Source organism: Streptomyces sp. NPDC046261, from assembly GCF_040646235.1.
GTDB lineage: Bacteria > Actinomycetota > Actinomycetes > Streptomycetales > Streptomycetaceae > Streptomyces.
On the sequence record NZ_JBEYZU010000009.1, the window covers coordinates 23,739 to 44,343 of the forward strand.

At 72.2% G+C, this 20,605-nt stretch carries 21 protein-coding genes; 8 read left to right on the plus strand and 13 right to left on the minus strand.

The features are described 5' to 3' along the window. Positions 1 to 50 precede the first annotated feature (50 nt). Positions 51 to 1,109 (plus strand): hypothetical protein, encoded by a 1,059-nt coding sequence (locus tag ABZ956_RS18035; protein ID WP_361893999.1) that lies wholly within the window; start codon positions 51 to 53, stop codon positions 1,107 to 1,109. 112 nt (positions 1,110 to 1,221) lie between these two features. Continuing rightward, on the plus strand, positions 1,222 to 1,410 hold the full coding sequence (locus tag ABZ956_RS18040; protein ID WP_361894646.1) for a hypothetical protein: 189 nt from the start codon (positions 1,222 to 1,224) through the stop codon (positions 1,408 to 1,410). 70 nt (positions 1,411 to 1,480) lie between these two features. On the opposite strand, the gene ABZ956_RS18045 is transcribed toward ABZ956_RS18040, so the two are convergent. Next, a complete protein-coding gene (locus ABZ956_RS18045) occupies positions 1,481 to 1,864 on the minus strand; it encodes a metal-sensitive transcriptional regulator (RefSeq protein WP_361894002.1) in 384 nt (127 codons plus the stop codon). A 269-nt stretch (positions 1,865 to 2,133) separates the two neighbouring features. Between ABZ956_RS18045 and ABZ956_RS18050 the strand changes: the two genes are divergently transcribed. Beyond that, positions 2,134 to 2,754 (plus strand): DUF47 family protein, encoded by a 621-nt coding sequence (locus ABZ956_RS18050; protein ID WP_361894004.1) that lies wholly within the window; start codon positions 2,134 to 2,136, stop codon positions 2,752 to 2,754. 6 nt (positions 2,755 to 2,760) lie between these two features. Further along, positions 2,761 to 3,759, plus strand: a complete 999-nt coding sequence (locus ABZ956_RS18055; protein WP_361894006.1) for an inorganic phosphate transporter — start codon at positions 2,761 to 2,763, stop codon at positions 3,757 to 3,759. A gap of 120 nt (positions 3,760 to 3,879) precedes the next feature. Here the strand turns inward: ABZ956_RS18055 and pstB are convergent, their stop codons facing one another. From pstB to pstS, 4 genes are all read right to left on the minus strand, one after another. Continuing rightward, on the minus strand, positions 3,880 to 4,659 hold the full coding sequence (gene pstB / locus ABZ956_RS18060; protein ID WP_361894009.1) for a phosphate ABC transporter ATP-binding protein PstB: 780 nt from the start codon (positions 4,657 to 4,659) through the stop codon (positions 3,880 to 3,882). Positions 4,660 to 4,691: 32 nt separating this feature from the next. Beyond that, entirely contained in the window at positions 4,692 to 5,774 is a 1,083-nt protein-coding gene (gene pstA, locus ABZ956_RS18065; RefSeq protein ID WP_361894012.1) for a phosphate ABC transporter permease PstA, read from the minus strand. Further along, entirely contained in the window at positions 5,771 to 6,766 is a 996-nt protein-coding gene (gene pstC / locus ABZ956_RS18070) for a phosphate ABC transporter permease subunit PstC (protein ID WP_361894015.1), read from the minus strand. Before pstC ends, pstA begins: the two co-directional genes overlap by 4 nt. 118 nt (positions 6,767 to 6,884) lie before the next feature. Then, the gene (pstS, locus tag ABZ956_RS18075) at positions 6,885 to 8,018 is read right to left on the minus strand and encodes a phosphate ABC transporter substrate-binding protein PstS (protein ID WP_361894018.1); all 1,134 of its coding nucleotides are present in this window, start codon (positions 8,016 to 8,018) and stop codon (positions 6,885 to 6,887) included. A 363-nt stretch (positions 8,019 to 8,381) separates the two neighbouring features. Between pstS and ABZ956_RS18080 the strand changes: the two genes are divergently transcribed. Further along, positions 8,382 to 9,452 (plus strand): NlpC/P60 family protein, encoded by a 1,071-nt coding sequence (locus ABZ956_RS18080; RefSeq protein ID WP_361894021.1) that lies wholly within the window; start codon positions 8,382 to 8,384, stop codon positions 9,450 to 9,452. Between the two features lie 328 nt (positions 9,453 to 9,780). Then, the gene (locus ABZ956_RS18085; protein WP_361894024.1) at positions 9,781 to 11,067 is read left to right on the plus strand and encodes a fused response regulator/phosphatase; all 1,287 of its coding nucleotides are present in this window, start codon (positions 9,781 to 9,783) and stop codon (positions 11,065 to 11,067) included. A 32-nt stretch (positions 11,068 to 11,099) separates the two neighbouring features. On the opposite strand, the gene ABZ956_RS18090 is transcribed toward ABZ956_RS18085, so the two are convergent. From ABZ956_RS18090 to ABZ956_RS18105, 4 genes are all read right to left on the minus strand, one after another. Further along, positions 11,100 to 11,444: a DUF2516 family protein gene (locus ABZ956_RS18090; RefSeq protein WP_361894026.1), complete on the minus strand. Its 345-nt coding sequence runs from the start codon at positions 11,442 to 11,444 to the stop codon at positions 11,100 to 11,102. Between the two features lie 121 nt (positions 11,445 to 11,565). Next, complete coding sequence (locus ABZ956_RS18095) at positions 11,566 to 12,168, minus strand: hypothetical protein (protein WP_361894029.1); 603 nt, start codon at positions 12,166 to 12,168, stop codon at positions 11,566 to 11,568. 18 nt (positions 12,169 to 12,186) lie between these two features. Further along, entirely contained in the window at positions 12,187 to 12,588 is a 402-nt protein-coding gene (locus tag ABZ956_RS18100; protein ID WP_361894032.1) for a helix-turn-helix transcriptional regulator, read from the minus strand. 70 nt (positions 12,589 to 12,658) lie between these two features. Further along, positions 12,659 to 13,552 carry a sigma-70 family RNA polymerase sigma factor gene (locus ABZ956_RS18105; RefSeq protein WP_361894034.1) on the minus strand — a complete coding sequence of 298 codons (894 nt, stop codon included), beginning with the start codon at positions 13,550 to 13,552 and terminating at the stop codon, positions 12,659 to 12,661. A gap of 129 nt (positions 13,553 to 13,681) precedes the next feature. Here ABZ956_RS18105 and ABZ956_RS18110 point away from each other — a divergent pair, with 129 nt between their 5' ends. Next, a complete protein-coding gene (locus tag ABZ956_RS18110; protein ID WP_361894037.1) occupies positions 13,682 to 14,440 on the plus strand; it encodes a methyltransferase domain-containing protein in 759 nt (252 codons plus the stop codon). A gap of 52 nt (positions 14,441 to 14,492) precedes the next feature. Here the strand turns inward: ABZ956_RS18110 and ABZ956_RS18115 are convergent, their stop codons facing one another. Beyond that, positions 14,493 to 15,308: a pentapeptide repeat-containing protein gene (locus ABZ956_RS18115; protein ID WP_361894649.1), complete on the minus strand. Its 816-nt coding sequence runs from the start codon at positions 15,306 to 15,308 to the stop codon at positions 14,493 to 14,495. Between the two features lie 205 nt (positions 15,309 to 15,513). Beyond that, positions 15,514 to 18,642 (minus strand): BTAD domain-containing putative transcriptional regulator, encoded by a 3,129-nt coding sequence (locus tag ABZ956_RS18120; protein WP_361894040.1) that lies wholly within the window; start codon positions 18,640 to 18,642, stop codon positions 15,514 to 15,516. Positions 18,643 to 18,760: 118 nt separating this feature from the next. On the opposite strand from ABZ956_RS18120, the gene ABZ956_RS18125 reads away from it, so the two are divergent. Next, positions 18,761 to 19,522: an SDR family oxidoreductase gene (locus tag ABZ956_RS18125; protein WP_361894043.1), complete on the plus strand. Its 762-nt coding sequence runs from the start codon at positions 18,761 to 18,763 to the stop codon at positions 19,520 to 19,522. A gap of 1 nt (position 19,523) precedes the next feature. On the opposite strand, the gene ABZ956_RS18130 is transcribed toward ABZ956_RS18125, so the two are convergent. Both ABZ956_RS18130 and ABZ956_RS18135 read right to left on the minus strand, forming a co-directional pair. Next, positions 19,524 to 19,868: a helix-turn-helix domain-containing protein gene (locus tag ABZ956_RS18130; RefSeq protein ID WP_361894046.1), complete on the minus strand. Its 345-nt coding sequence runs from the start codon at positions 19,866 to 19,868 to the stop codon at positions 19,524 to 19,526. Between the two features lie 18 nt (positions 19,869 to 19,886). Further along, positions 19,887 to 20,480 carry an NAD(P)H-dependent oxidoreductase gene (locus ABZ956_RS18135; RefSeq protein ID WP_361894049.1) on the minus strand — a complete coding sequence of 198 codons (594 nt, stop codon included), beginning with the start codon at positions 20,478 to 20,480 and terminating at the stop codon, positions 19,887 to 19,889. Between the last annotated feature and the right edge of the window lie 125 nt (positions 20,481 to 20,605).

Sequence of the window (20,605 nt, forward strand, 5' to 3'; positions counted from 1 at the left end):
GTCGTTGAAGAGAACGGGTTCCACTAGCGTGCGGCAGGGGGCTTTCCTTTATGGCGGTGCAGCGGCACAAACGCAAAGGCGCGGTCGTCGCCGGCGCGGTGGCGGGCGGCCTGGCCCTCGGGCTGCTCGTGGTGTCCGGCTGCGCGGAGCCGCCGCAGGGCGAGGAGGGCCGCGGCGCGGGCGCCGCCCACGGGCGCGGCAGCAGCCAGGTGCGGCAGGTCCGGGAGGCGGCGGGGCCCGCGGCCGCCGACCCCACCCGGGCGCTCGCCGCCGTGCGGCACGCCCCGCGGGCCCTGGCGCGGGTGGGCGGGGCGCGGGTACGTACGTCCATGGAGACCGTCAGCGGCGGCACCCGGCTGACCATCCGCGGCAAGGGCGTCTACGACTTCGACCGGCCGGTCGGGCGGCTGACGGTGATGCTGCCGGAGGACGCGGCCGGCCGGGCCGGACACCGCCCGATCACCGAGGTCTTCGCGCCCGGCGCCCTGTACATGAAGAACCGCGGCGCCGGCGTGCCCGCCGGCAAGTGGGTACGGATCGACACGGGCGCCCTCCCCGACGGCGATCTGCTCACCAGCGGGGCCACCGACCCCCTCGCCGCGGCCGAGCTGCTGGGCGGCGCGCGCGAGGTCGCGTACGCGGGGGACGAGCGGATCGGCGGCGACCGGGTGACGCACTACTGGGGGACGATCGATCTCTCCCGGGCCGCGCGCACCGCGCCCGCACGGGACCGGGCGGCGCTGGCTGCGGCGGCGAAAGGGTTCTCCAGCGGGACGGTGGGTTTCGACGCGTATCTCGACGAGCGGGGCAGGCCGCGCCTGCTGCGCTACCGCTTCGGGGTCGCGGACCGGGTCGCCGGCCGTGAGAGGACGCCGGTGAACGGCCACCGGCCGGTGACGGCCGCGCCCCCGGCGATGGCGCCGGCCGCGTCCGTCTCCCCGGCCGCGTCGTCGGCCGCCGGGGCCCCGGCCGCCGCCGGTTCGGCCCCGCCGTCACCCATGACGGTGGTTTCGACCGTGGAGCTGTTCGCCTTTGGATTCCGTCCGGTCATCGCGCTGCCCGCACCGGCCGAAATCTATGCGGGCACGGTCGCTTCGCCGCAGAAATAGCGCGGCAGGGCGTAGTTGGCCATGGAAATGGTCCTTCTGTGCCATGCGCGGAGTGTGTACCGATCACTACGCTGGAAAGCCGTGGGCGAGGTGACCCGAGGAGGTGAATCACGTGGTTTCGCGACGCGGTTCGTCCGGCGGGCCGGACCCCGTGGCCCTCATCGAGATCGATCTCTACGGGGATTTGATGATCGCGGCGTCCAGTGCGGTGGAGGAGCGGCTGAGCTTCGACCGCATCGATGAGGTTTTGCGGGTTCGGCGTGGCGGGACCGGCGTGGAGGCGGCTGAGCCCGACGGGTGAGGGTGCGGGTCCGCTGTTCCGTTGTGCCCACCCGTTCCGCCCTGCGGAACGATTGCCCACAACGGGGCGCTCAGGTCCTCAGCAGGCGGGCGATTGCTGCGCTGGCCTCTTCTACCTTGGCGTCGATCTCCGTGCCGCCCTTCAGGGCCGCGTCGGCCACGCAGTGGCGCAGGTGTTCCTGGAGGAGTTGGAGGGCGAAGGACTGGAGGGCCTTGGTGCCGGCCGACACCTGGGTCAATATGTCGATGCAGTAGACGTCCTCCTCGACCATGCGCTGCAGCCCCCGGATCTGTCCCTCGATCCGGCGCAGTCGCTTGAGGTGCTGGTCCTTCTGCTTGCTGTAGCCGTGGGGGCCCGGATGGGCGCTTGCCGCCCCCTGAACGGCGGTGTCGCCGTGGCAGGAACCGCCCGCCGGGTCAGTGGCGCTGGTCACTGTGGCGTCCGTGGGCGTCATGGCGTCCTCCGTAGTCCCTGCCGGCGCCTCCGCGCGCTGGTCATCAGCCCGTGGCCGGGGCGTCGCGGCGCGTGGTGGCCGCATGTCGGCTATCCGTCATTCGTATACCCCCGGCGGGTATATGGTACCGAAATTTATCGCCGGAGGCCCGTACCGCCTTCATGAGCACTCTGCCCGATGGGCGACACTGATGGAATGCCAGTTAGCTGTGGCTGGATGATGCGCCTAGCATCAACGAGACCGAATCCGCTGCACCCCGAGGATCCCACGTGCGCTTTCGTCTGACCCCCAGGGAGACGAGCTTCTACGACATGTTCGCCGCCTCCGCGGACAACATCGTCACGGGCTCCAAGCTCCTGATGGAACTGCTCGGAGCGGAGACCTCCGCCCGGGCTGAGATCGCCGAGCGGATGCGTGCAGCGGAACACGCCGGAGACGACGCGACGCACGCGATCTTCCACCAGCTGAACTCCTCTTTCATCACGCCGTTCGACCGCGAGGACATCTACACCCTCGCGGGCTCGCTCGACGACATCATGGATTTCATGGAAGAGGCGGTCGACCTGGTCGTCCTCTACCAGATCGAGGAATTGCCGAAGGGCGTCGAGCAGCAGATCGAGGTCCTCGCGCGGGCCGCGGAGCTGACCGCCGAGGCGATGCCGAATCTGCGGACCATGACGAACCTCACCGAGTACTGGATCGAGGTGAACCGGCTCGAGAACCAGGCCGACCAGATTCACCGCAAGCTCCTTGCCCAGCTCTTCAACGGCAAGTACGACGCCATCGAGGTCCTCAAGCTCAAGCAGATCGTGGACGTGCTGGAGGAGGCCGCCGACGCGTTCGAGCACGTCGCGAACACGGTCGAGACCATCGCGGTCAAGGAGTCCTGACCCCCGGTGGATACGTTTGCGCTTGTCGTGACCATCGGGGTCGCGCTCGGATTCACCTATACGAACGGCTTTCACGACTCCGCGAACGCCATCGCCACCTCGGTCTCCACGCGGGCGCTGACCCCGCGGGCGGCCCTGGCGATGGCGGCGGTGATGAACCTCGCCGGTGCCTTCCTGGGCAGCGGGGTCGCCAAGACCGTCAGCAAGGGCCTGATCGAGACGCCGGTGGGCGACAAGGGGATGGGCATCCTCTTCGCCGCGCTGGTCGGCGCGATCGTCTGGAACATGGTCACCTGGTACTTCGGCCTGCCCTCGTCCTCCTCGCACGCCCTGTTCGGCGGCATGGTGGGCGCGGCGCTCGCGGGCGGTACGACGGTGATCTGGTCGGGCGTGATCGAGAAGATCGTCATCCCGATGTTCCTGTCGCCGTTCGTCGGCCTGATCATCGGCTATCTGGTGATGGTCGCGATCATGTGGATGTTCCGTAAGGCCAATCCGCACAAGGCCAAGCGCGGCTTCCGCATCGCCCAGACGGTCTCGGCCGCCGGCATGGCGCTCGGCCACGGTCTGCAGGACGCCCAGAAGACCATGGGCATCGTGGTGATGGCCCTGGTCATCGGCGATGTGCAGGACAAGGACGCCGCGATCCCGCTGTGGGTCAAGCTCGCCTGCGCGATCACGCTGTCGCTCGGTACGTACGCGGGTGGCTGGCGGATCATGCGGACGCTCGGCCGCCGCATCATCGAGCTGGACCCGCCGCAGGGCTTCGCCGCCGAGACGACGGCCGCGTCGGTGATGTACACGGCCTCGTTCATGTTCCACGCGCCGATCTCCACGACGCATGTCATCACCTCCGCGATCATGGGCGTCGGCTCCACGAAGGGGCCGCGCGCCGTGCGCTGGGGCGTGGCGAAGAACATCGTGATGGGCTGGTTCATCACCATGCCGGCCGCGGCGATCGTCGCCGCGTTCAGCTTCTGGATCGTGAACCTGGCATTCGGGTGACCTGCCCGGATCCCGTCCGTTGAACAGATCGGGCCCGCCCCCTGGTACGAACAGGGGGCGGGCCCTTCGCCTTGCGGCGGCACCGCCATGCAGCACCGCAAGGCGGCTGGGGGAGGCGGCTCAGCCGAAGCGGCCCGAGATGTAGTCCTCGGTGGCCTGGACGGAGGGGTTGGAGAAGATCCGCTCCGTGTCGTCGAGCTCGACCAGCTTGCCCGGCTGGCCGACGCCCGCCAGGTTGAAGAAGGCGGTGCGGTCGGAGACGCGGGCCGCCTGCTGCATGTTGTGGGTCACGATGACGATCGTGAACCGCTCCTTCAGCTCGCCGATGAGGTCCTCGATGGCGAGGGTGGAGATCGGGTCGAGGGCCGAGCAGGGCTCGTCCATCAGCAGGACCTGGGGCTCGACGGCTATCGCCCGGGCGATGCACAGGCGCTGCTGCTGGCCGCCGGACAGGCCCGCGCCCGGCTTGTTCAGGCGGTCCTTGACCTCCTTCCAGAGGTTGGCGCCCTTGAGGGACTTCTCCACGATCGCGTCCAGCTCGGCCTTGCGGATGCGGCCGCCGTTGAGGCGGACGCCGGCGGCGACGTTCTCGTAGATGGACATCGTGGGGAAGGGGTTCGGCCGCTGGAAGACCATGCCGACCGTGCGGCGCACGGAGACGGGGTCCACGCCGGCGCCGTAGAGGTTCTCGTCGTCCAGCATCACCTTGCCCTCGACGCGGCCACCGGGGGTGACCTCGTGCATGCGGTTCAGGGTGCGCAGGAAGGTGGACTTGCCGCAGCCGGAGGGGCCGATGAAGGCGGTCACGGAGCGGGGCTCCACGGTCATCGAGATGTCCTCGATGGCCTTGTGGGAGCCGTAGAAGGCGGTGAGGCCGCTGACGTCGATTCGCTTGGCCATGGGGATCACTACTTCTTTCGGAAGAAACCGCGTCAGCGGCCGGTCTTGGGGGCCTTCCAGCGGGCGATGCCGCGGGCTCCCAGGTTGAGGATCATGACGAAGGCGATGAGGACCAGGGCCGCCGCCCAGGCGCGGTCGTAGCTGGCCTCGTTGCCCGCCGCCCACTGCTCGTAGATGTAGTACGGCAGGGAGGACTGGGCGCCTTCGAAGGGGTTGTTGTTGATCAGCTGGGAGCCGAAGACCAGCAGGACGATCGGGGCGGACTCGCCGGCGATGCGGGCCACCGCGAGCATCACGCCGGTGACGATGCCGCCGATGGCGGTCGGCAGGACGACCTTGAGGATCGTGCGCCACTTCGGCACGCCGAGGGCCAGGGACGCCTCGCGCAGCTCGTTCGGCACGAGCTTGAGCATCTCCTCCGTGGAGCGGACGACCACCGGCATCATCAGGATCGCCAGGGCCATGGAGCCGGCGAATCCGGAGTAGCCGTTGTCCAGCATCAGGATCCAGAAGCTGAGGATGAACAGGCCCGCGACGATCGAGGGGATGCCCGTCATGACGTCGACGAAGAAGGTCACGGCCTTGGCGAGCCGCCCGCGCCCGTACTCCACCAGGTAGATCGCCGTCAGCAGGCCGATGGGGGCCGCGATGGCGGTGGCGATGCCGACCTGCTCCAGGGTGCCGATGATGGCGTGGTAGACGCCGCCGCCGGGCTGGATGGTCAGGACGCCGTTCATGGAGTGGCCGAGGAAGGCGCCGTCGAGGACCTTGCTGCCGCGCGCGACCGTCTCCCAGATCAGGGAGACCAGCGGCACCACGGCCAGCAGGAAGCAGACCCACACCAGGCTGGTGGCCAGGCGGTCCTTGGCCTGCCGGCGGCCCTCGACGCGGGCCGCGAGCACGTACATCGCGGCGACGAAGAGCACGGCCGCGATCAGGCCCCACTGGATGCGGCTGCTGAGCTCGGCGGCCAGGCCGGTGCCCACGCCGACGGCGGCCGCGGCGGCCGCGAGGGCGGCCGGCGCCCAGCGGGGCAGGCGGGGCTGGCGCAGGCTGTACGAGGGCTGGGGGGCGCGGTCGGCGACGGCCGGCTTGTCCAGGGTCATGGGGCTCATGCCGTGTACTCCTTGCGGCGCGCGATGATCAACCGTGCCGCGCCGTTGACCAGCAGGGTCAGGACGAACAGCACCAGGCCGGAGGCGATCAGGGCGTCCTTGCCGATCTCACCGGACTCCTTGAAGCTGCTCGCGATGTTCTGAGCAAACGTTCCGCCGCCCGGGTCCAGCAGGCTCGTGCCGATCTCGAAGCTGGGGGAGAGGACGGTGGCGACGGCCATCGTCTCGCCGAGCGCGCGGCCCAGGCCCAGCATCGAGGCGCTGATGACGCCCGAGCGGCCGAAGGGCAGCACCGACATCCGGATGACTTCCCAGCGGGTCGCGCCGAGCGCGAGCGCCGCCTCCTCGTGCATCTTCGGGGCCTGCAGGAAGACCTCGCGGCTGACGCTGGTGACGATCGGCAGGATCATGATCGCCAGCAGGATGCCGATGGTGAAGAGCGAGCGGGCGGCACCGTCGTGGTAGGCGAAGAGGCCGGTCCAGCCGAAGTAGTCGTCCAGCCAGCTGTAGAACCCGCCCAGGTGCGGCACCAGGAACAGGGCGCCCCACAGGCCGTAGACGATGGACGGCACGGCGGCGAGCAGGTCGATGACGTACGACAGCGGCGTGGACAGCTTGCGCGGCGCGTAGTGCGAGATGAACAGCGCGATGCCGATCGCCACCGGCACGGCGATGACCATGGCGATGAGCGAGCTGACGATCGTGCCGAACGCCAGCACGGCGATGCCGAAGACCGGCGGGGTGGCGTTGGCGCGCCACTCGAAGGTGGTGAAGAAGTCGCCCTCGTTGTGGGAGAGGGCGTTCGCGGCCCGGATGGTGAGGAAGACCGCGATGGCGGCCATGATCACCAGAAGCAGGATGCCGGAACCGCGGGAGAGCGCGAGGAAGATCCGGTCACCGGGGCGGGTGGCCGCCTTCGCCGGGTCGGCGGGGGCCGGGGCGCTGCCCTGCGGGGGCGGCGGTGCGGCTGCTGTGGCTGGGGTTATGTCCATGGGTTTCTCCGGTCTGCGGAGCGGCCCCCGCCGGGGGGTGGCGCTCCTGGCGCGGCGGTGCACCGGATGGTGCGGCCGGGCCCCCTGCCGGGGTGGGCGGGGGCCCGGCCGCACACGGTCAGGAGAGGTTCGCGATGCTCTCGCGGACCTTCTTGGCGATCTCGGCCGGCAGCGGGGCGTAGCCGAGGTCCTTCAGGACCGACTGGCCGTCCTCGCTGGCGATGTAGGTGAGGAAGGACTTGGTGGCGGGGAGCGTCTCGGCCTTGTTGCCCTTGTCGCCGACGATCTCGTACGTCACCAGGGTGATCGGGTAGGCGCCCTCGGCCTTGGTGGCGTAGTTGAGCTTGAGGGCGAGGTCCTGGCCGGTGCCGGTGATCTTCGCCTCGGCGATGGCCTTGGAGGCGTTGTCGGAGGTGGCCTCGACCGGGGCGGCGGCACCGGTGTTGAGCTTCACCGTGTCGATCTTGTTGGCGGTGGCGTAGGACAGCTCGAAGTAGGAGATGGCGCCCGGGGTCTGCTTGACCTGCGAGGACACACCGGCCGAGCCGTCGGCCGACTGGCCGCCCTTGGCCGCCCAGGCCTTGGCGGGGGCGTAGGGCCAGGACTTCTCGGCGGCGGCCTTGAGGTACTTGGTGAAGTTGTCCGTGGTGCCGGACTCGTCGGAGCGGTGGAACGCCTGGATCTTGAGGTCCGGGAGCTTGGCGTCCGGGTTGAGCTTCTTGATCGCCTCGTCGTTCCACTTCTCGATCTTCGAGTCGAAGATCTTGGCGAGGGTGTCCGCGTCCAGGACCAGGTTGTCCACGCCGGGGACCTTGTAGCCGATGGCGATCGGGCCGCCGAGCAGCGGCAGGTTGATGCCCTGGCCGCCCTTGACGACCTCCTTGGACTTGGTGACCTCTTCCGGCTTGAGCACCGAGTCGGAGCCCGCGAAGGCGGTCTTGCCCTGGAGGAACTCCTGGATGCCGGCGCCCGAACCGGTGGGCTTGTAGTTGACCTGGATGTCCTTGCAGGCCGCCATGAAGTTCTTGACCCACAGGTCCATGGCGTTCTTCTGCGCGGACGAGCCGGAGGCCAGCAGCTGTCCCTTGCCCTCGCACTTGATGTTGCCCGCGGCCTTGGTCGAGCCGCTGCCGCCGCCGGAGCCGTTGCCGCTGTTGTCGTCCGAGCCGCACGCCGTGAGGACCAGGGCGCCGGAGACGGCGATGGCGCCGAGGGCGACGGTGCGAAGCCGGTTGGTGCGCTGAAGCTTCACTTTCGGGTGTTCCTTCCGGGAGCCGCCGCGCGGGCGGCGTGCGAGAGGTGGGATGAGGCTGTTCCGCTGCATGCGGGCGGGGACCGTTCGGACGGCGTGGCCCGCACCCTCTACGGCCGAAATTAGGCAGATGAGATGAAGCGGTCGATGGGTCAGAGTGAACGGAGGGTGAACCTCGGCCGTCAGGGTGGTGGCCCCTGGAGGGGCCGGTTCCGACCGAAGTGTGACGCAGCTCTCTGTCGATTTGCGAGCGGACATGACAGCATCCGATCCTTGCGTGACGGCGCGTCAGGCGCGGGGGCGGAGTGGTGGAGGTGTCCTGTGGGGTGTCCTGAGAGGCGGACCGGCGGCGTCGGCGGAGCGATGGTGGGCAGACGGTGGCGGCTGGCCGCCGCGACCGCGCTCGCGAGCGCGGTCATCGGTGTCCTGGGCGCCCCGGGCGTCGCGTACGCGGACCCCGGACCCCCCTCGCCCGGCCCCTCGCAGAGCGCCTCGCGGAGCCTGGAGGACGTGCACAGGGAGGTGGAGAGCCTCTACCGCAAGGCGGAGGCCGCCACGGACGCGTACAACGCGGCCGGTGAGCAGCTGCGCCTGCAGGAGAAGTCGGTCGCGGAGATCACCCGGCAGATGGCCGCCGCGCAGGAGCGCATGGACCGGCTCCGCAACCAGGCCGGGGCCCTGGCCCGCGCCCAGTACCGCAGCGGCGGGCTGACCCCGCAGACCCAGCTCTTCTTCAGCGCCTCGCCCGACACCTTCCTCAACGGTGTCGCCCTGGCCCGCAAGGGCGAGCAGGCCACGCGCGGCGTGCTGGCCCAGGTCGAGGCGCTGCGCGGGGAGCTGCAGGGGCATGCCAAGGCCGCGGACGAGCGCCGGAAGGCGCTGGACGCGGAGCGCGGGAAGAAGGAGGCCGCGAAGAAGGAGATCGAGGCCAGGCTGGAGGCCGCGAAGAAGCTCGAGTCCCGCCTGGAGGAGAAGGAGCGGGAGCGGCTGCGGCAGCTGGAGGAGGAGCGGGCCCGCCGGGCGCAGACGGCCTGGCTGGCCTCCGACGCCGGCAAGGGCCTGGCCGGGCAGGGCTCGGCCGCCACGGGCGAGGGCAAGCGCGCGGTCGACTTCGCGACCGCCCAGATCGGCAAGGACTACGTCTGGGGCGCCGAGGGCCCGCAGTCCTTCGACTGCTCCGGCCTGACGCTCAAGGCGTGGGCGGCCGCCGGCCGCGCGATACCGCGTACCTCGCAGGAGCAGTGGCGGCAGCTGGCGAAGGTCGACGTCAAGGACATGCGCGCCGGGGACCTGGTGATCTACTTCTCCGACGCCAGCCACGTGGGCATGTACGTGGGCGACGGAAGGATCGTGCACGCGCCCCGGCCGGGCCGCCAGGTCACGCTCGCGGGCGCCGGTTCGATGCCGATCCTCGGGGTCGTACGGCCGGGGTAGGGGCCGGCCGGCGCGCGGACCGCCGCGCCGGGCATCCGGGGCGGCGGCCCGGGAACCGGTCGGCCACTGATCGGCTACAGCGCGTTTATTCATACGCTTGTACGATGTGACGCTCGTCATCGCGCGGTCCCCCGTCCGGGGGTATTCCGCCGCCAATTCCCTTTGTGGCTAGGGCATATGACAGAGGCGGGTGGCTCCGTACCATTCCGTTGGGCCGGGCTCTGGCGCTAGGGTCACCCTCGGTGCCCGCCCCTCGGCGAGGTGCCGTGCCCCTCGGGGGGTGGGGGCACCGCCCAGCGGTAGCTGGGGGAGGAAGGAAGCCGACGTGATGCCCGTACCCGCGCCGAGGCAGGCGGAGCCGCCCGCCGCGCTGCCCGACGGCGGGCTGACGCTGCTGGTGATCGAGAACGACCCCGGCGGCTCGCTGTCCGGCCCGGACATGGCGGAGATGACCGGAGCGGCCGGCCGGCCCGTACGCATCCGTACCGCCCGCAACCTCACCGAGGCGGAACGGTTGCTCACCGACGACGTGCAGTGCATCCTCCTCGACCTCGCCCTGCCGCCCATGGACGGCCCGCCCGGGAAGCCGCCGCGCGGCGCGGACGGGCCGGGCGGTACAGGCGGGCCGGACGAGATGGACGGGCCGGATGAGATGGACACGCTGCGCCAGGTGCTGCGGCTCGCCCCGCACCACGCCGTCCTCGCCCTGACGGCCCGGGCGGACGCCGAGCGGGCCGCGGAGGCGGTGCGCGTCGGGGCGCAGGACTACCTCTCCCGCGACGAACTCGACGGACGGGTCCTGAGCCGGGCCATCCGTTACGCCGTCGAGCGCAAGCGCGCGGACTTCGCGCAGCGGCAGCTCACCGAGACGCGGCTGCTCACCCAGGAGAACGCCCGCCTGGAGCGCGGCCTGCTGCCGCACCCCCTGCTGGCCGGCTCGGAGCTGCGGTTCGCCGCCCGTTACCGCCCCGGGCGCAGCCGCGCCCTGCTGGGCGGGGACTTCTACGACACGGTCCGCACCGAGGACGGCACGGTGCACGCGATGATCGGCGACGTGTGCGGTCACGGCCCGGACGAGGCGGCCCTGGGCGTCGAACTGCGCATCGCGTGGCGGGCCTTGACGCTGGCCGGGCTGTGCGGCGACGAGCTGCTGGCCACGTTGCAGCAGGTGCTGGAGCACGAGCGGGCGGACGAGGAGATCTTCGCGACGCTGTGCACGGTCGACATCGCCCCGGACGGCCGCACCGCGGCCCTGTGCCTGGCCGGGCACCCGGCGCCGCTGCTCGTGAGTCCCGGCCGGCCGCCCGCGCTGCTGCCCCAGGGCGACGGGGGACCGGCGCTGGGCCTGCTGTCGCACGCCCGCTGGCCGCACCGCGAGGTCGAACTCGGCGACGCCTGGAGCCTGCTGATGTATACGGACGGCCTGATAGAGGGCCGGATCGGGGCGGGGACGCGGCGGCTGGGCCAGGAGGGCATGATCGAGCTGATTGCCCGTCAGGTGAAGGAGGGTCTGGGCGGCGAGGACCTGCTGGACGCGGCCGTCACGGAGGTGCGGGCGCTCAACGGCGGGGAGCTCACGGACGACTTGGCCGTGATGCTGCTGGACCGCGGCTAGGCGCCGGGGCGTCCGACGGCCGGCCGGTCGCGCTACCGGCCGCCGTTGTACGGACCGTAGGGGCCGTCCGAGCTGGAGCCGCCGCGCCGGCGGGGGCCGCCGCGACCGGTGACCTGCCGCAGGGCGGGGCGGACGTCGACCATGTAGACGATCGTGGCGATCAGGCCGAGGACCGGCAGGAAGGCCAGGATGCCGAAGAAGAGGTTCACGGCGACCGCGATGGCCAGGATGATCAGCCAGAAGCCCTTGCTCTGCTTGTCGGCCGCCCGGTAGGCGTCCTCGCGCCGGACGGCGGCGTCGACCAGCGCGACCGCCGAGAAGACGAGCAGGCCGATCGAGACCCAGGACAGGACTTCGCCGAAACCTTCAACCAGCATGCCGTCCACCTCTTGTCAGTGCGTCTGCTGACCACCGTACCGGGAGAACGATCCGGGCACGCGAGGCGTGCCCGGATCGCCCGTGGTCGCCGGCCCGGCATCCGCCGGGTCCGGCCCCTTGCTACTGGTCGCCGGTCTTGGCGTCCGCCTTCTTCGCCGCCGCGGGCTTGCGGGCGGCCGGCTTGCGGGCGGCGGCGGGCTTGCCGTCGGCGTCCGCGTCGGAGGTGCCGGCGTCGGCCGGCCGGTCCTCCTCCTTGGCCTTCGGCTCGTCCTTGGCCGCGGTCTTCTCCGGCTCCGGGTCCGGCTCGACGGCGACGGCGATCTCGGAGATCTCCTCGGCGGCCTCGCCGCGCCAGGTCTTCACGGCCGTACGGCCGCGCTCGACCAGCTCCTCGAACTTCTCGCCGGCCTGCGCCGCGACGGTCAGGACCTGCCCGACGCCCTGGCCCGCCAGGTCCTGAGCGGTCTGGCCCAGCTTCTTGGCGTCGGTGTCGATCGTTCCGACGATCTCGGTGAACTTGGCGGTGACCTGCGTCTGGACCTGCTTGGCCTGCCTGCTCACCCGCTCGCCCAGGACCTTGGGGTCGGTGTTGCGCAGCTGCTCGAGGCGCTCGGGGGCCTCGGTGACGAACTGCCCGATCTTCTCGGCCGCCAGGTCCGCGGCGCCCGCGGCGGCGTAGGCGGTGTCGGTGGCGGTCTTACGGATGTCTTGGGTGATGGCCATGTCGATGGGTCTCCCGGATCAGCTCGAAGGTGTGCTGCTCGAAGATTTGCCGTGGTCGTCCGGTACGTCCGTCGCGAGCGCGTTCTCCTTGCGGAAGGACTCGTAGATCTGGAGCAGCACCTGCTTCTGCCGCTCGTTGATCGAGGGATCGGCGAGGATCACGCTGCGGACCTCCGCCTCGTCCCGGTCCCGCTCGTCGAGGATCCCGGCCTGTACGTACAGCGTCTCGGCGGAGATCCGCAGCGCCTTGGCGAGCTGCTGCAGGATCTCGGCGCTCGGCTTGCGCAGGCCGCGCTCGATCTGGCTGAGGTACGGGTTGGACACTCCGGCGGCATCCGCGAGCTGCCGCAGGGTCAGCTGCGCGGTGCGCCGCTGCTCACGCAGGTACTCGCCGAGATTGCCGACGTTGAGTGATGCCATGGGGGCGATGCTGCCCCATCCTGCTAACTTTTGCAAGCAGGTGCTTGCAAAAGTTTGAGCCAGGCGGGTGTCAGCTCCGGAGAGCGCTCAGGTCGATGCGGGCGAGGCGCTCGGGGTCGGTGAGGATGTCCAGGGCCGTGACCCTGGCGTTGTGGATGGTGAACGCCATGACCGAGAGCACGCGGCCCTCCGCCACCGCGACCACGCCGGGGGAGCCGTTGACCAGGGCCGGGAGCGCGGCTTCGGCGAAGCGGGCGAAGGTGATCGCCTGGGCGGCGACGGCGGCGGCGCCGTGGCGGATCAGGCCGGGGCGCAGCACGCCACCGTCGGAGCGGGCCACGATTCCGGGGTCGAGGACGGCGACGAGGGCGTCGAAGTCCCCGCCGCGGGCCGCGGCGAGGAAGGCGTCGACGACCGAGCGCCGGGCGGCCGGGTCGGAGTCGGGTGCGGGCGCCGCGCCCTGGACGCGGCGGCGGGCGCGGCTGGCCAGCTGCCGGGTGGCCGCGGGGGTGCGGCCGAGGACGGCGGCGATCTCGTCGAAGGGCACGGCGAACATGTCGTGCAGGACGAAGGCGAGCCGTTCGGCCGGGGCGAGCGTGTCCAGGACGACGAGCAGGGCGAGGCCGACCGCGTCGGCCAGGAGTATCTCCTGCTCGGGATCGAGGCCGTCCGGGCCGCTGACGACCGGGTCGGGGAGGCGGATCCGCCCGTCCTGGTCGTGCAGCGGATCCTCGCGCCGCGTGGTGCGCGAGCGCAGCATGTCCAGGCAGGTCCGGCCGACCACCGTGGTCAGCCAGCCCCCCAGGTTCTCCACCGCGCCGGCGTCGGCGCGGCTCAGCTTGAGCCAGGCTTCCTGCACGGCGTCCTCGGCCTCGCCGAGCGACCCCAGCATCCGGTAGGCCACCGCCCGCAGATGGGGGCGGTGCTCCTCGAACCGCCGTGCCAGCATTTCCTCTTCGCTCACGGTCACATCCCCGCGTTCTGGTCCGTCGCCGCGCTGACGGACGCTCCTGACGACGGAGATTACGATCAAGAACGCCCGGGCGGCGGAAAATGCCTGGCCATCCGCGCGATCTGCCGTGATGATGCGGTTATGTCGCACACCTTCGAAGAGCTCGTGGCCGAGGCCGAAGCGGTGTCCGTGGAGGGGTGGGACTTCTCCTGGCTGGAGGGACGGGCCACCGAGGAGCGCCCGTCGTGGGGGTACCAGCGGCTGATGAGCGAGCGGCTGGCGACCGTGTCGGCCGCGCTGGACATCCAGACCGGCGGCGGCGAGGTGCTGGCCGGGGCGGCGCGGCTGCCCGCCACGATGGTCGCCACCGAATCGTGGCCGCCGAACGTGGCCAAGGCGACCAGGCTGCTGCACCCGCTGGGCGCGGTGGTCGTCGCCGACCCCGACGAGCCGCCGCTGCCGTTCGCCGACGCGGCCTTCGACCTCGTGACGAGCCGGCACCCGGCGACCGTGTGGTGGCCGGAGATCGCCCGCGTGCTGCGGCCCGGCGGCACCTACTTCGCCCAGCACGTCGGCCCCGCCACCGTCTTCGAGCTGGTCGAGTACTTCCTCGGGCCGCAGCCCGAGGCGCGCCGCAAGCGCCACCCGGACGACGAGTGCGCGCAGGCCCGGGCGGCGGGCCTGGAGATCGCCGACGTCCGCTCGGAGCGGCTGCGGATGGAGTTCCGCGACATCGGCGCCGTCGTCTACTTCCTGCGCAAGGTGATCTGGACCGTGCCCGGCTTCACCGTGGACCGCTACCGCGACCGGCTGCGCGACCTGCACGAGCGGATCGAGCGGGAGGGACCCTTCGTCGCCCACTCGTCCCGGACCCTCATCGAGGCCCGCAAGCCCGCCTGAGGGCGTACGGACACACCTGAGGGCGTACGAGCGCCTGAAGGCGTGCGCGCTGCTACGCCGCCGGGGCGCCCTCGCGCGTCCAGTGCGCGGGGCGGGTGAGCGCGGGCGGCAGCTTGGTGGCGGCGTCGCCCTTGGCGGAGTTGAGCTGGGGCTGGGTGAGGAAGAGGGACCCGGTGAGGTCCGCGCCGCTCAGGTCGGCGTCCCGGAAGTCGGCGCCGATGAGGTCGGCGTCCCGCAGATCGGCGCGGCTGAGGTCGGCGGCGATCAGATAGGCCCCGCGCAGATTGGCGCCGCGCAGGTCCGCGCCCTTGAGGCGGGCCCCCATGAGGTCGGCGCCCCGGCGGTCCTTCTGCTTGCGGCCGGCCGCGGCCTTGGCCCGGACGAGTTCGCTCGTGCGCAGCAGCAGGGTGTTGACCTGCTGCCGGTGTGCCGCCACGTCCACGTCGGCGAGCTGCCCGGCGTCGAGGAGGGTCAGGCGCTCGGTCTCGTCGAGGGCGCGGCGCAGGTCCGCGTGGACCGGGCGGGCCGGGGCCAGCGTGAGGGCCTCGCTGAGGTACCAGAGCAGCTCGTGCAGCTGTCGTACGACCGGGAACACGTCGAACATCAGCTGTGCCGTCTCCGGGGCCTGCCGCCAGTCCCGGCCGCCGAAGGTGACCTGCGAGACCTTCTGTCCCGCCCCGAAGCAGTCGTACACGGTGCAGCCCCGGAAGCCGCTCTTGCGCAGGCGGGTGTGGATGCCGCAGCGGAAGTCGGTCCGGAGATTGGCGCAGGGCTTGCCGGCGTTCTTGTCGGCCGCGAAGTCCGCTGACGCGGCGAAGGGCAGTGCGACGCAGCAGAGGCCGAAGCAGTTCTCGCAGTCGCCCAGCAGGTCGAGGTGGCGGCGGCCGCCGGTGCTCGCGTTCGCGCCCTGGCCCGCGCCCGCGCCTGCGTTTCGGTCTTTCTCGGACACGGTGTGCCGCTCTCCCCGCGCCCGAGGGCGACTCGACTGCTTCTCCTACAACGACGTAGCAGTCTAACGTTCCGGGCATATGGAGTGACCAGGCATTTTCGACCGGCCCACGGGCGGCCGGACGCTACGCCGCCGCGAGCCCCAGCGCCTCGCCCTCCGCGAACGCGGCCCCGAACCCCGCCGCGCCCAGCGCCGTCCGCGCCACCGCGCCGATCCGCTCGACGTCACCGCGCTCGGCCGGCGGCAGGGGCGCGCCCGCCGAGGCGCGGGCGGCGGCCGCGGCGCCGAGCAGGCGGGCGGCCCGCGCGGGGTCGCCGGACAGGGCCGCGGCGCCGGCGAGCCCTTCCAGTGACAGGGCCGCGGCCCGCGGGTCGCCGAGCTGCCGGGCCACCTCCAGGGCATGCTCGTGCCGGGCGCGGGCGGCCCCGGCTTCGCCGCGCAGCTCCGCGACGAAGCCCAGCTCGGCCAGGACCAGGGAGTTGCAGGACTCGGAGGAGACCTCGGCGTACCAGGCGTGTATGCGCAGCAGCAGGGCCTCGGCGCCGGAGAGGTCGCCCTCCCGGCGGGCGGCCAGGGCCAGGCCCAGCTCCGCGTGGATCTCCCCGAACTTGAAGCCCTGTTCGGCCGCGATGCGCCGGGCTTTCTCGTGCAGCTCGCGGGCCCGGGCACCCTGTGCTGTCAGCAGGGCGAGCCTGCCGAGCCGGGAGAGGACGACGGAGACCTCGGTGGCCAGGTCCAGCTCCTCCGCGATCGCCAGGGCGTCGCGCAGCAACCGCTCGGCGCGGGCGTAGTCGCCCCTGATCTCGGCGAGCGCCGCCAGGGGCCATGTGCCCTGCAACTGTCCCCAGCGGTCGTCCAGTTCCCGGAAGAGGGCGACGCCGCGCTCGCCGTCGCGCTCGAGGGCGGCCAGGTCGCCGCGGATCAGCGCGTGCGTCGCCCGCAGCGCGAGGGCCGCCGCGACGCCCCAGCGGTCGCCGTGCTCCCGGAAGCCGGCCAGCGCACGGCCGGTGAGCTCCTCGCTCGCGGCCACATCGCCGGTGTTGAACAGCGCGTACGCCCGGAACCACCGCGTCCTGGCCCGTATGCCGGGATCGGCCGCCTCCGCCCTCTCCTCGGCCGCCGGCTTGGCCCGATGGCCCGTCAGGAGGGCGAAACCGTCGTACAGGGCGCGCACTTCGCCGCTCTCGCCAAGGGACAGCGCGGCCTCGGCGCGGCGGCGGGCCTCGCCCAGCCGGCCGCGCAGCAGCCAGTACCAGGACAGGGCGGCCACCAGCCGCAGCGCCTCCCCGGCCGCGCCGTCGCACACCGCCGTGTCCAGCGCGGCCCGCAGATTGCCGCTCTCCGCGTCCAGCCGCCGCAGCGCCTCGCCCTGCCCGGGCCCGTGCAGCAGCGGGCGGCAGGCTTCGGCGAGGGCGGTGTAGTACCGCAGGTGCCGCTGCCGGACGCGGGCGGCGTCCTCCATCTCGTGCAGGCGCTCGGTCGCGTACGCGGCGACCGATTCCAGCAGCCGGTAGCGGGGGCCCCGGGGGCCGTCGGCCATGACGACCAGGGACCGGTCGACCAGGCGGGACAGCAGGGCCGGCACATCCTCCGCGGCCACCCCCTCGCCCGCGCACACCGCCTCCGCCGCGCGCAGCGTGCAGCCGTCGGTGTGCGTGGCGAGGCGGCGCAGCACGATGCGCTCGGGAGCGCTGAGCAGCTCCCAGCTCCAGTCGATGACGGCCCGCAGCGTCTGCTGGCGCCGCGGCGCGCCCCGGCGGGGGCCCGACAGGACGCGGAAGCGGTCGTCCAGCCGGTCCGCGAGCGCGCGCACGCCCAGGGCCCGTACGCGCGTGGCGGCGAGTTCGAGGGCGAGCGGCAGTCCGTCGAGCCTGCGGCACACGACCTCTACGGCCGCCTGGGTGGCGTCGTCCAGGACGAAGCCGGGCGCCGCGGCCGCCGCGCGCGCCGCGAACAGCCGCACCGCGTCCTGCGGCGGCAGCGGGTCGACCGGCCGCACCGTCTCGGCGGCCAGCGCGAGCGGCTCCTGGCTCGTCGCCAGCACCCGCAGGCCGGGGGCGGCCCGCAGCAGCCGGCCGGTGAGCTCGGCGACGGCCTCGACGACGTGCTCGCAGTTGTCGAGGACGAGCAGGGCCGAGCGGTCGCGCAGCGCCGCGGCCAGCCGCTCGGCGGCCGTCAGCGGCGCCCCGGGCGCACCGTCGTCGCGCACCCCCAGCGTTTGCGCGACGACCTCGGCCAGGGCATCGGCGTCGCCCTGCCGGCCGGCCAGCTCCACCAGCCACACCCCGTCGGGGCACTCGCGGGCGAAGCGGCCCGCGACCTCGCCCGCCAGAACCGTCTTGCCGACCCCGCCCGGGCCGGTGAGCGTCACCAGCCGGCCCGCCCTCAGGAGCGCGGCCGTCTCCTGTGCCGCCCGCTGCCTGCCGATGAGCTCGGTGAGCGGCGCGGGCAGGTTCGTGCGGCCGGCGGCGGGGCGGGGGCGGGCCGCCAGCTGGGGCGACTGGGTGAGGATCGCCTGGTGGAGCGCGGTCAGCTCCGGCCCCGGGTCCAGGCCCAGCTCCCGCGCCAGCCGCTCGCGCAGCTCGGCGTACGAGGCCAGGGCCTCGCTCTGGCGGCCCGCCCGGTACAGGGCGCGCAACTGGGCGGCGCGCAGCCGCTCGCGCAGCGGGTGCCGGGCGACGAGGGCGGTGAGCTCACCGGCCAGGCGGCCGTGCTCGCCCAGCTCCAGCCGGGCCTCGGCCTGGTCCTCCAGGGCGGTCAGCCGCAGCTCTTCCAGGCGCAGCGCGGCCGCGCGGACGGTCTCCTCGCCGGCGGGCTCGGAGAGGCCGGAGGGACCGGAGGAGTCGGTGAAGTCGGCGTAGGCCGGGCCGCGCCACAGGCCGAGCGCCTCCGCGAGGAGCCCCGCCCGCTCGCGGGGGTCCGCGGTGGCGCGGGCCCGGGTCACCAGGGCCTGGAAGCGGTCCGCGTCGGTCTCCCCGGCGGCCAGCCGCAGGCGGTAGCCGGGCGGCTGGTGCGGGACGCGGTCGTGGCCGAGGGCGCGGCGCAGCTGGGAGACCTTGGACTGGAGGGCGTTGGCGGGCCGGCCGGGCAGCGCCTCGCCCCACAGGTCGTCGACGAGCCGGGCGGTGGAGACCGGCCGGCCTTCGTGCACGAGAAGCAGGGCCAGCAGCGCCCGGACCTTCGTCTCGCGCACCCTGACCGGATCCCCCGCCTCGTCCCACACCGTCAGTGGGCCGAGCATCCCGAACCGCATGCCCAGACGGTAACCCGGCCCACTGACAACGGCCGCCGGCCCCGGGGTGCGAAGGGCCACGGCAAACCGTCAGCACACCCCCAGCGAACCGTCAGCGCCGCCTCGCAGAGTGCGGGGCATGACGAAATACACGAACAAGAAGGCCGTGGTCATCGGCGGCACCATCGGCATGGGCCTCGCCATCGCCAAGCGCCTCGTCGAGGGCGGCGCCGAGGTGCTGCTGACGGGCCGTAACGAGAAGAACCTGCGGGACGCCCGCGACGAACTGGGCCCCGCCGCCCACGCCGTACGCTCCGACATCACCAGCCTCGAGGACATCGCCGCGCTGGGCGACACGGTCCAGGAGCGGCTCGGGCACGTGGACTATCTCTTCGTCAACGCCGGCATCTCGGAGCTGGGTCCGGTGGCGGAGGTCACCGAGGAGTCCTACGACCGGCAGTTCGCGGTCAACACCAAGGGCGCCTTCTTCACGGTGCAGCGGATGCTCCCGCTGCTGCGCGAGGGCGGGTCCATCGTCTTCACCAACTCCGTCGCGGACGAGATGGGTTACCCGGGCATGTCGGTCTACTCGGGTTCGAAGGCGGCCCTGTGGTCGTTCGCACAGGTGCTGGCCTCCGAGTTGGTGGGCCGGGGCATCCGCGTCAACGCGGTCTCGCCCGGCTTCATCGACACCCCGACGATGGGCGTCGTCTCCTTCACGCCCGAGGAGCAGGCGCACTTCCGGGCCGTAGGCGACGCCTCCACCCCGATGAAGCGCCACGGAACCAGCGACGAGGTGGCGCGGGCGGCCCTCTTCCTGGCCGCCGACGCCACGTTCACCACCGGGGTCAAGCTGGCCGTCGACGGCGGCCTGGGGCAGCACGTGGCCGTACCGGAGTAGGTCAGGCGGCGGAGCCGGCCGCCGCCCGCAGCCGGGCGAGGCGGCGGCTGCCCCAGGCGCCCAGCGGGGCCAGGGCCCGGTGCAGGTCGTGGCCGTCCCCGGTGAGGGAGTACTCCACCTTGGGCGGCACCACGTCGAACACCTCGCGGTGCACGATGCCGTCGGCCTCCAGCTCCCGCAGCTGCTGGGCCAGCACCTTCTCGCTGATGCCCGGCAGCAGCCGCCGCGTCTCGCCGAAGCGGCGCGGACGCTCGTGCAGTGCCCACAGGATCAGCACTTTCCACTTGCCGTCGATGACATCGACGGCGGCGTCCAGTCCACATTCGTACGACGGCTGTTTGTTCATGTCCCCACGGTAAACGGGTTACTTGCCGTACGGGCGGGCCGCGCGCGCCTCGCGCAGGGACAGGGCCCACCAGCCGAGCTGGTCGAGCATCGCCTTCGCGGCGCCGGCGGCGGAGGTGCCCGCCTCCTCGTCCAGGTGGCGGCCGGACTCGTCCAGCTTGCCCCACGGGCTGTGGAAGCTGACGGTCTCGCGAATGGTGACGGCGTGCAGCTCGGCGAAGACCGGGCGCAGGTGCTCGACCGCGCGCAGGCCGCCGGAGAGCCCGCCGTAGGAGATGAAGGCCACCGGCTTGGCCTGCCACTGGGTGTAGTGCCAGTCGATGAGGTTCTTCACCGACGCGGGGTAACTGTGGTTGTACTCGGGGGTGATGATGATGAAGGCGTCCGCCTCCGCCAGTCGCGGGGTCACGGTGGCGAGGGCGGCCGTCTCCTGCGGGCCGGGCTCGCTGCTGAGGTTGACCGGCAGCGGGTGGTAGGCAAGGTCGATGACGTCGACGTCGATGTCGTCGCGCTGAGCGGTCTGTTCGGCGAGCCACTTGGCGACAGTGGGGCCGAAGCGGCCCTCACGGGTGGAGGCGACGACGACGGCGAGGCGGTACGGGGACTCGGACATGACGGAGCTCTCTCCTCGGCAAGGGATGGCAAGAGGTGTTCGTGACGTCCCCGGTCCGTGGACCGCGGGGCCGTTGGGAAGAACCCTCTTACCTCAACCGCACTTGAGGTCAAGGGCGGGCCGGC

Bases quoted from the DNA above. Each gene is read 5' to 3' on its own strand.
- ABZ956_RS18125 (WP_361894043.1), top strand. From the start codon at position 18,761: ATGACGAAATACACGAACAAGAAGGCCGTGGTCATCGGCGGCACCATC.
- ABZ956_RS18085 (WP_361894024.1), top strand. From the start codon at position 9,781: ATGCCCGTACCCGCGCCGAGGCAGGCGGAGCCGCCCGCCGCGCTGCCC.
- ABZ956_RS18045 (WP_361894002.1), bottom strand. From the start codon at position 1,864: ATGACGCCCACGGACGCCACAGTGACCAGCGCCACTGACCCGGCGGGC.
- ABZ956_RS18135 (WP_361894049.1), bottom strand. From the start codon at position 20,480: ATGTCCGAGTCCCCGTACCGCCTCGCCGTCGTCGTCGCCTCCACCCGT.
- ABZ956_RS18080 (WP_361894021.1), top strand. From the start codon at position 8,382: ATGGTGGGCAGACGGTGGCGGCTGGCCGCCGCGACCGCGCTCGCGAGC.
- ABZ956_RS18095 (WP_361894029.1), bottom strand. From the start codon at position 12,168: ATGGCCATCACCCAAGACATCCGTAAGACCGCCACCGACACCGCCTAC.
- pstA (WP_361894012.1), bottom strand. From the start codon at position 5,774: ATGAGCCCCATGACCCTGGACAAGCCGGCCGTCGCCGACCGCGCCCCC.
- ABZ956_RS18120 (WP_361894040.1), bottom strand. From the start codon at position 18,642: ATGCGGTTCGGGATGCTCGGCCCACTGACGGTGTGGGACGAGGCGGGG.
- ABZ956_RS18100 (WP_361894032.1), bottom strand. From the start codon at position 12,588: ATGGCATCACTCAACGTCGGCAATCTCGGCGAGTACCTGCGTGAGCAG.
- ABZ956_RS18035 (WP_361893999.1), top strand. From the start codon at position 51: ATGGCGGTGCAGCGGCACAAACGCAAAGGCGCGGTCGTCGCCGGCGCG.
- pstC (WP_361894015.1), bottom strand. From the start codon at position 6,766: ATGGACATAACCCCAGCCACAGCAGCCGCACCGCCGCCCCCGCAGGGC.
- ABZ956_RS18090 (WP_361894026.1), bottom strand. From the start codon at position 11,444: ATGCTGGTTGAAGGTTTCGGCGAAGTCCTGTCCTGGGTCTCGATCGGC.
- ABZ956_RS18130 (WP_361894046.1), bottom strand. From the start codon at position 19,868: ATGAACAAACAGCCGTCGTACGAATGTGGACTGGACGCCGCCGTCGAT.
- pstB (WP_361894009.1), bottom strand. From the start codon at position 4,659: ATGGCCAAGCGAATCGACGTCAGCGGCCTCACCGCCTTCTACGGCTCC.
- ABZ956_RS18110 (WP_361894037.1), top strand. From the start codon at position 13,682: ATGTCGCACACCTTCGAAGAGCTCGTGGCCGAGGCCGAAGCGGTGTCC.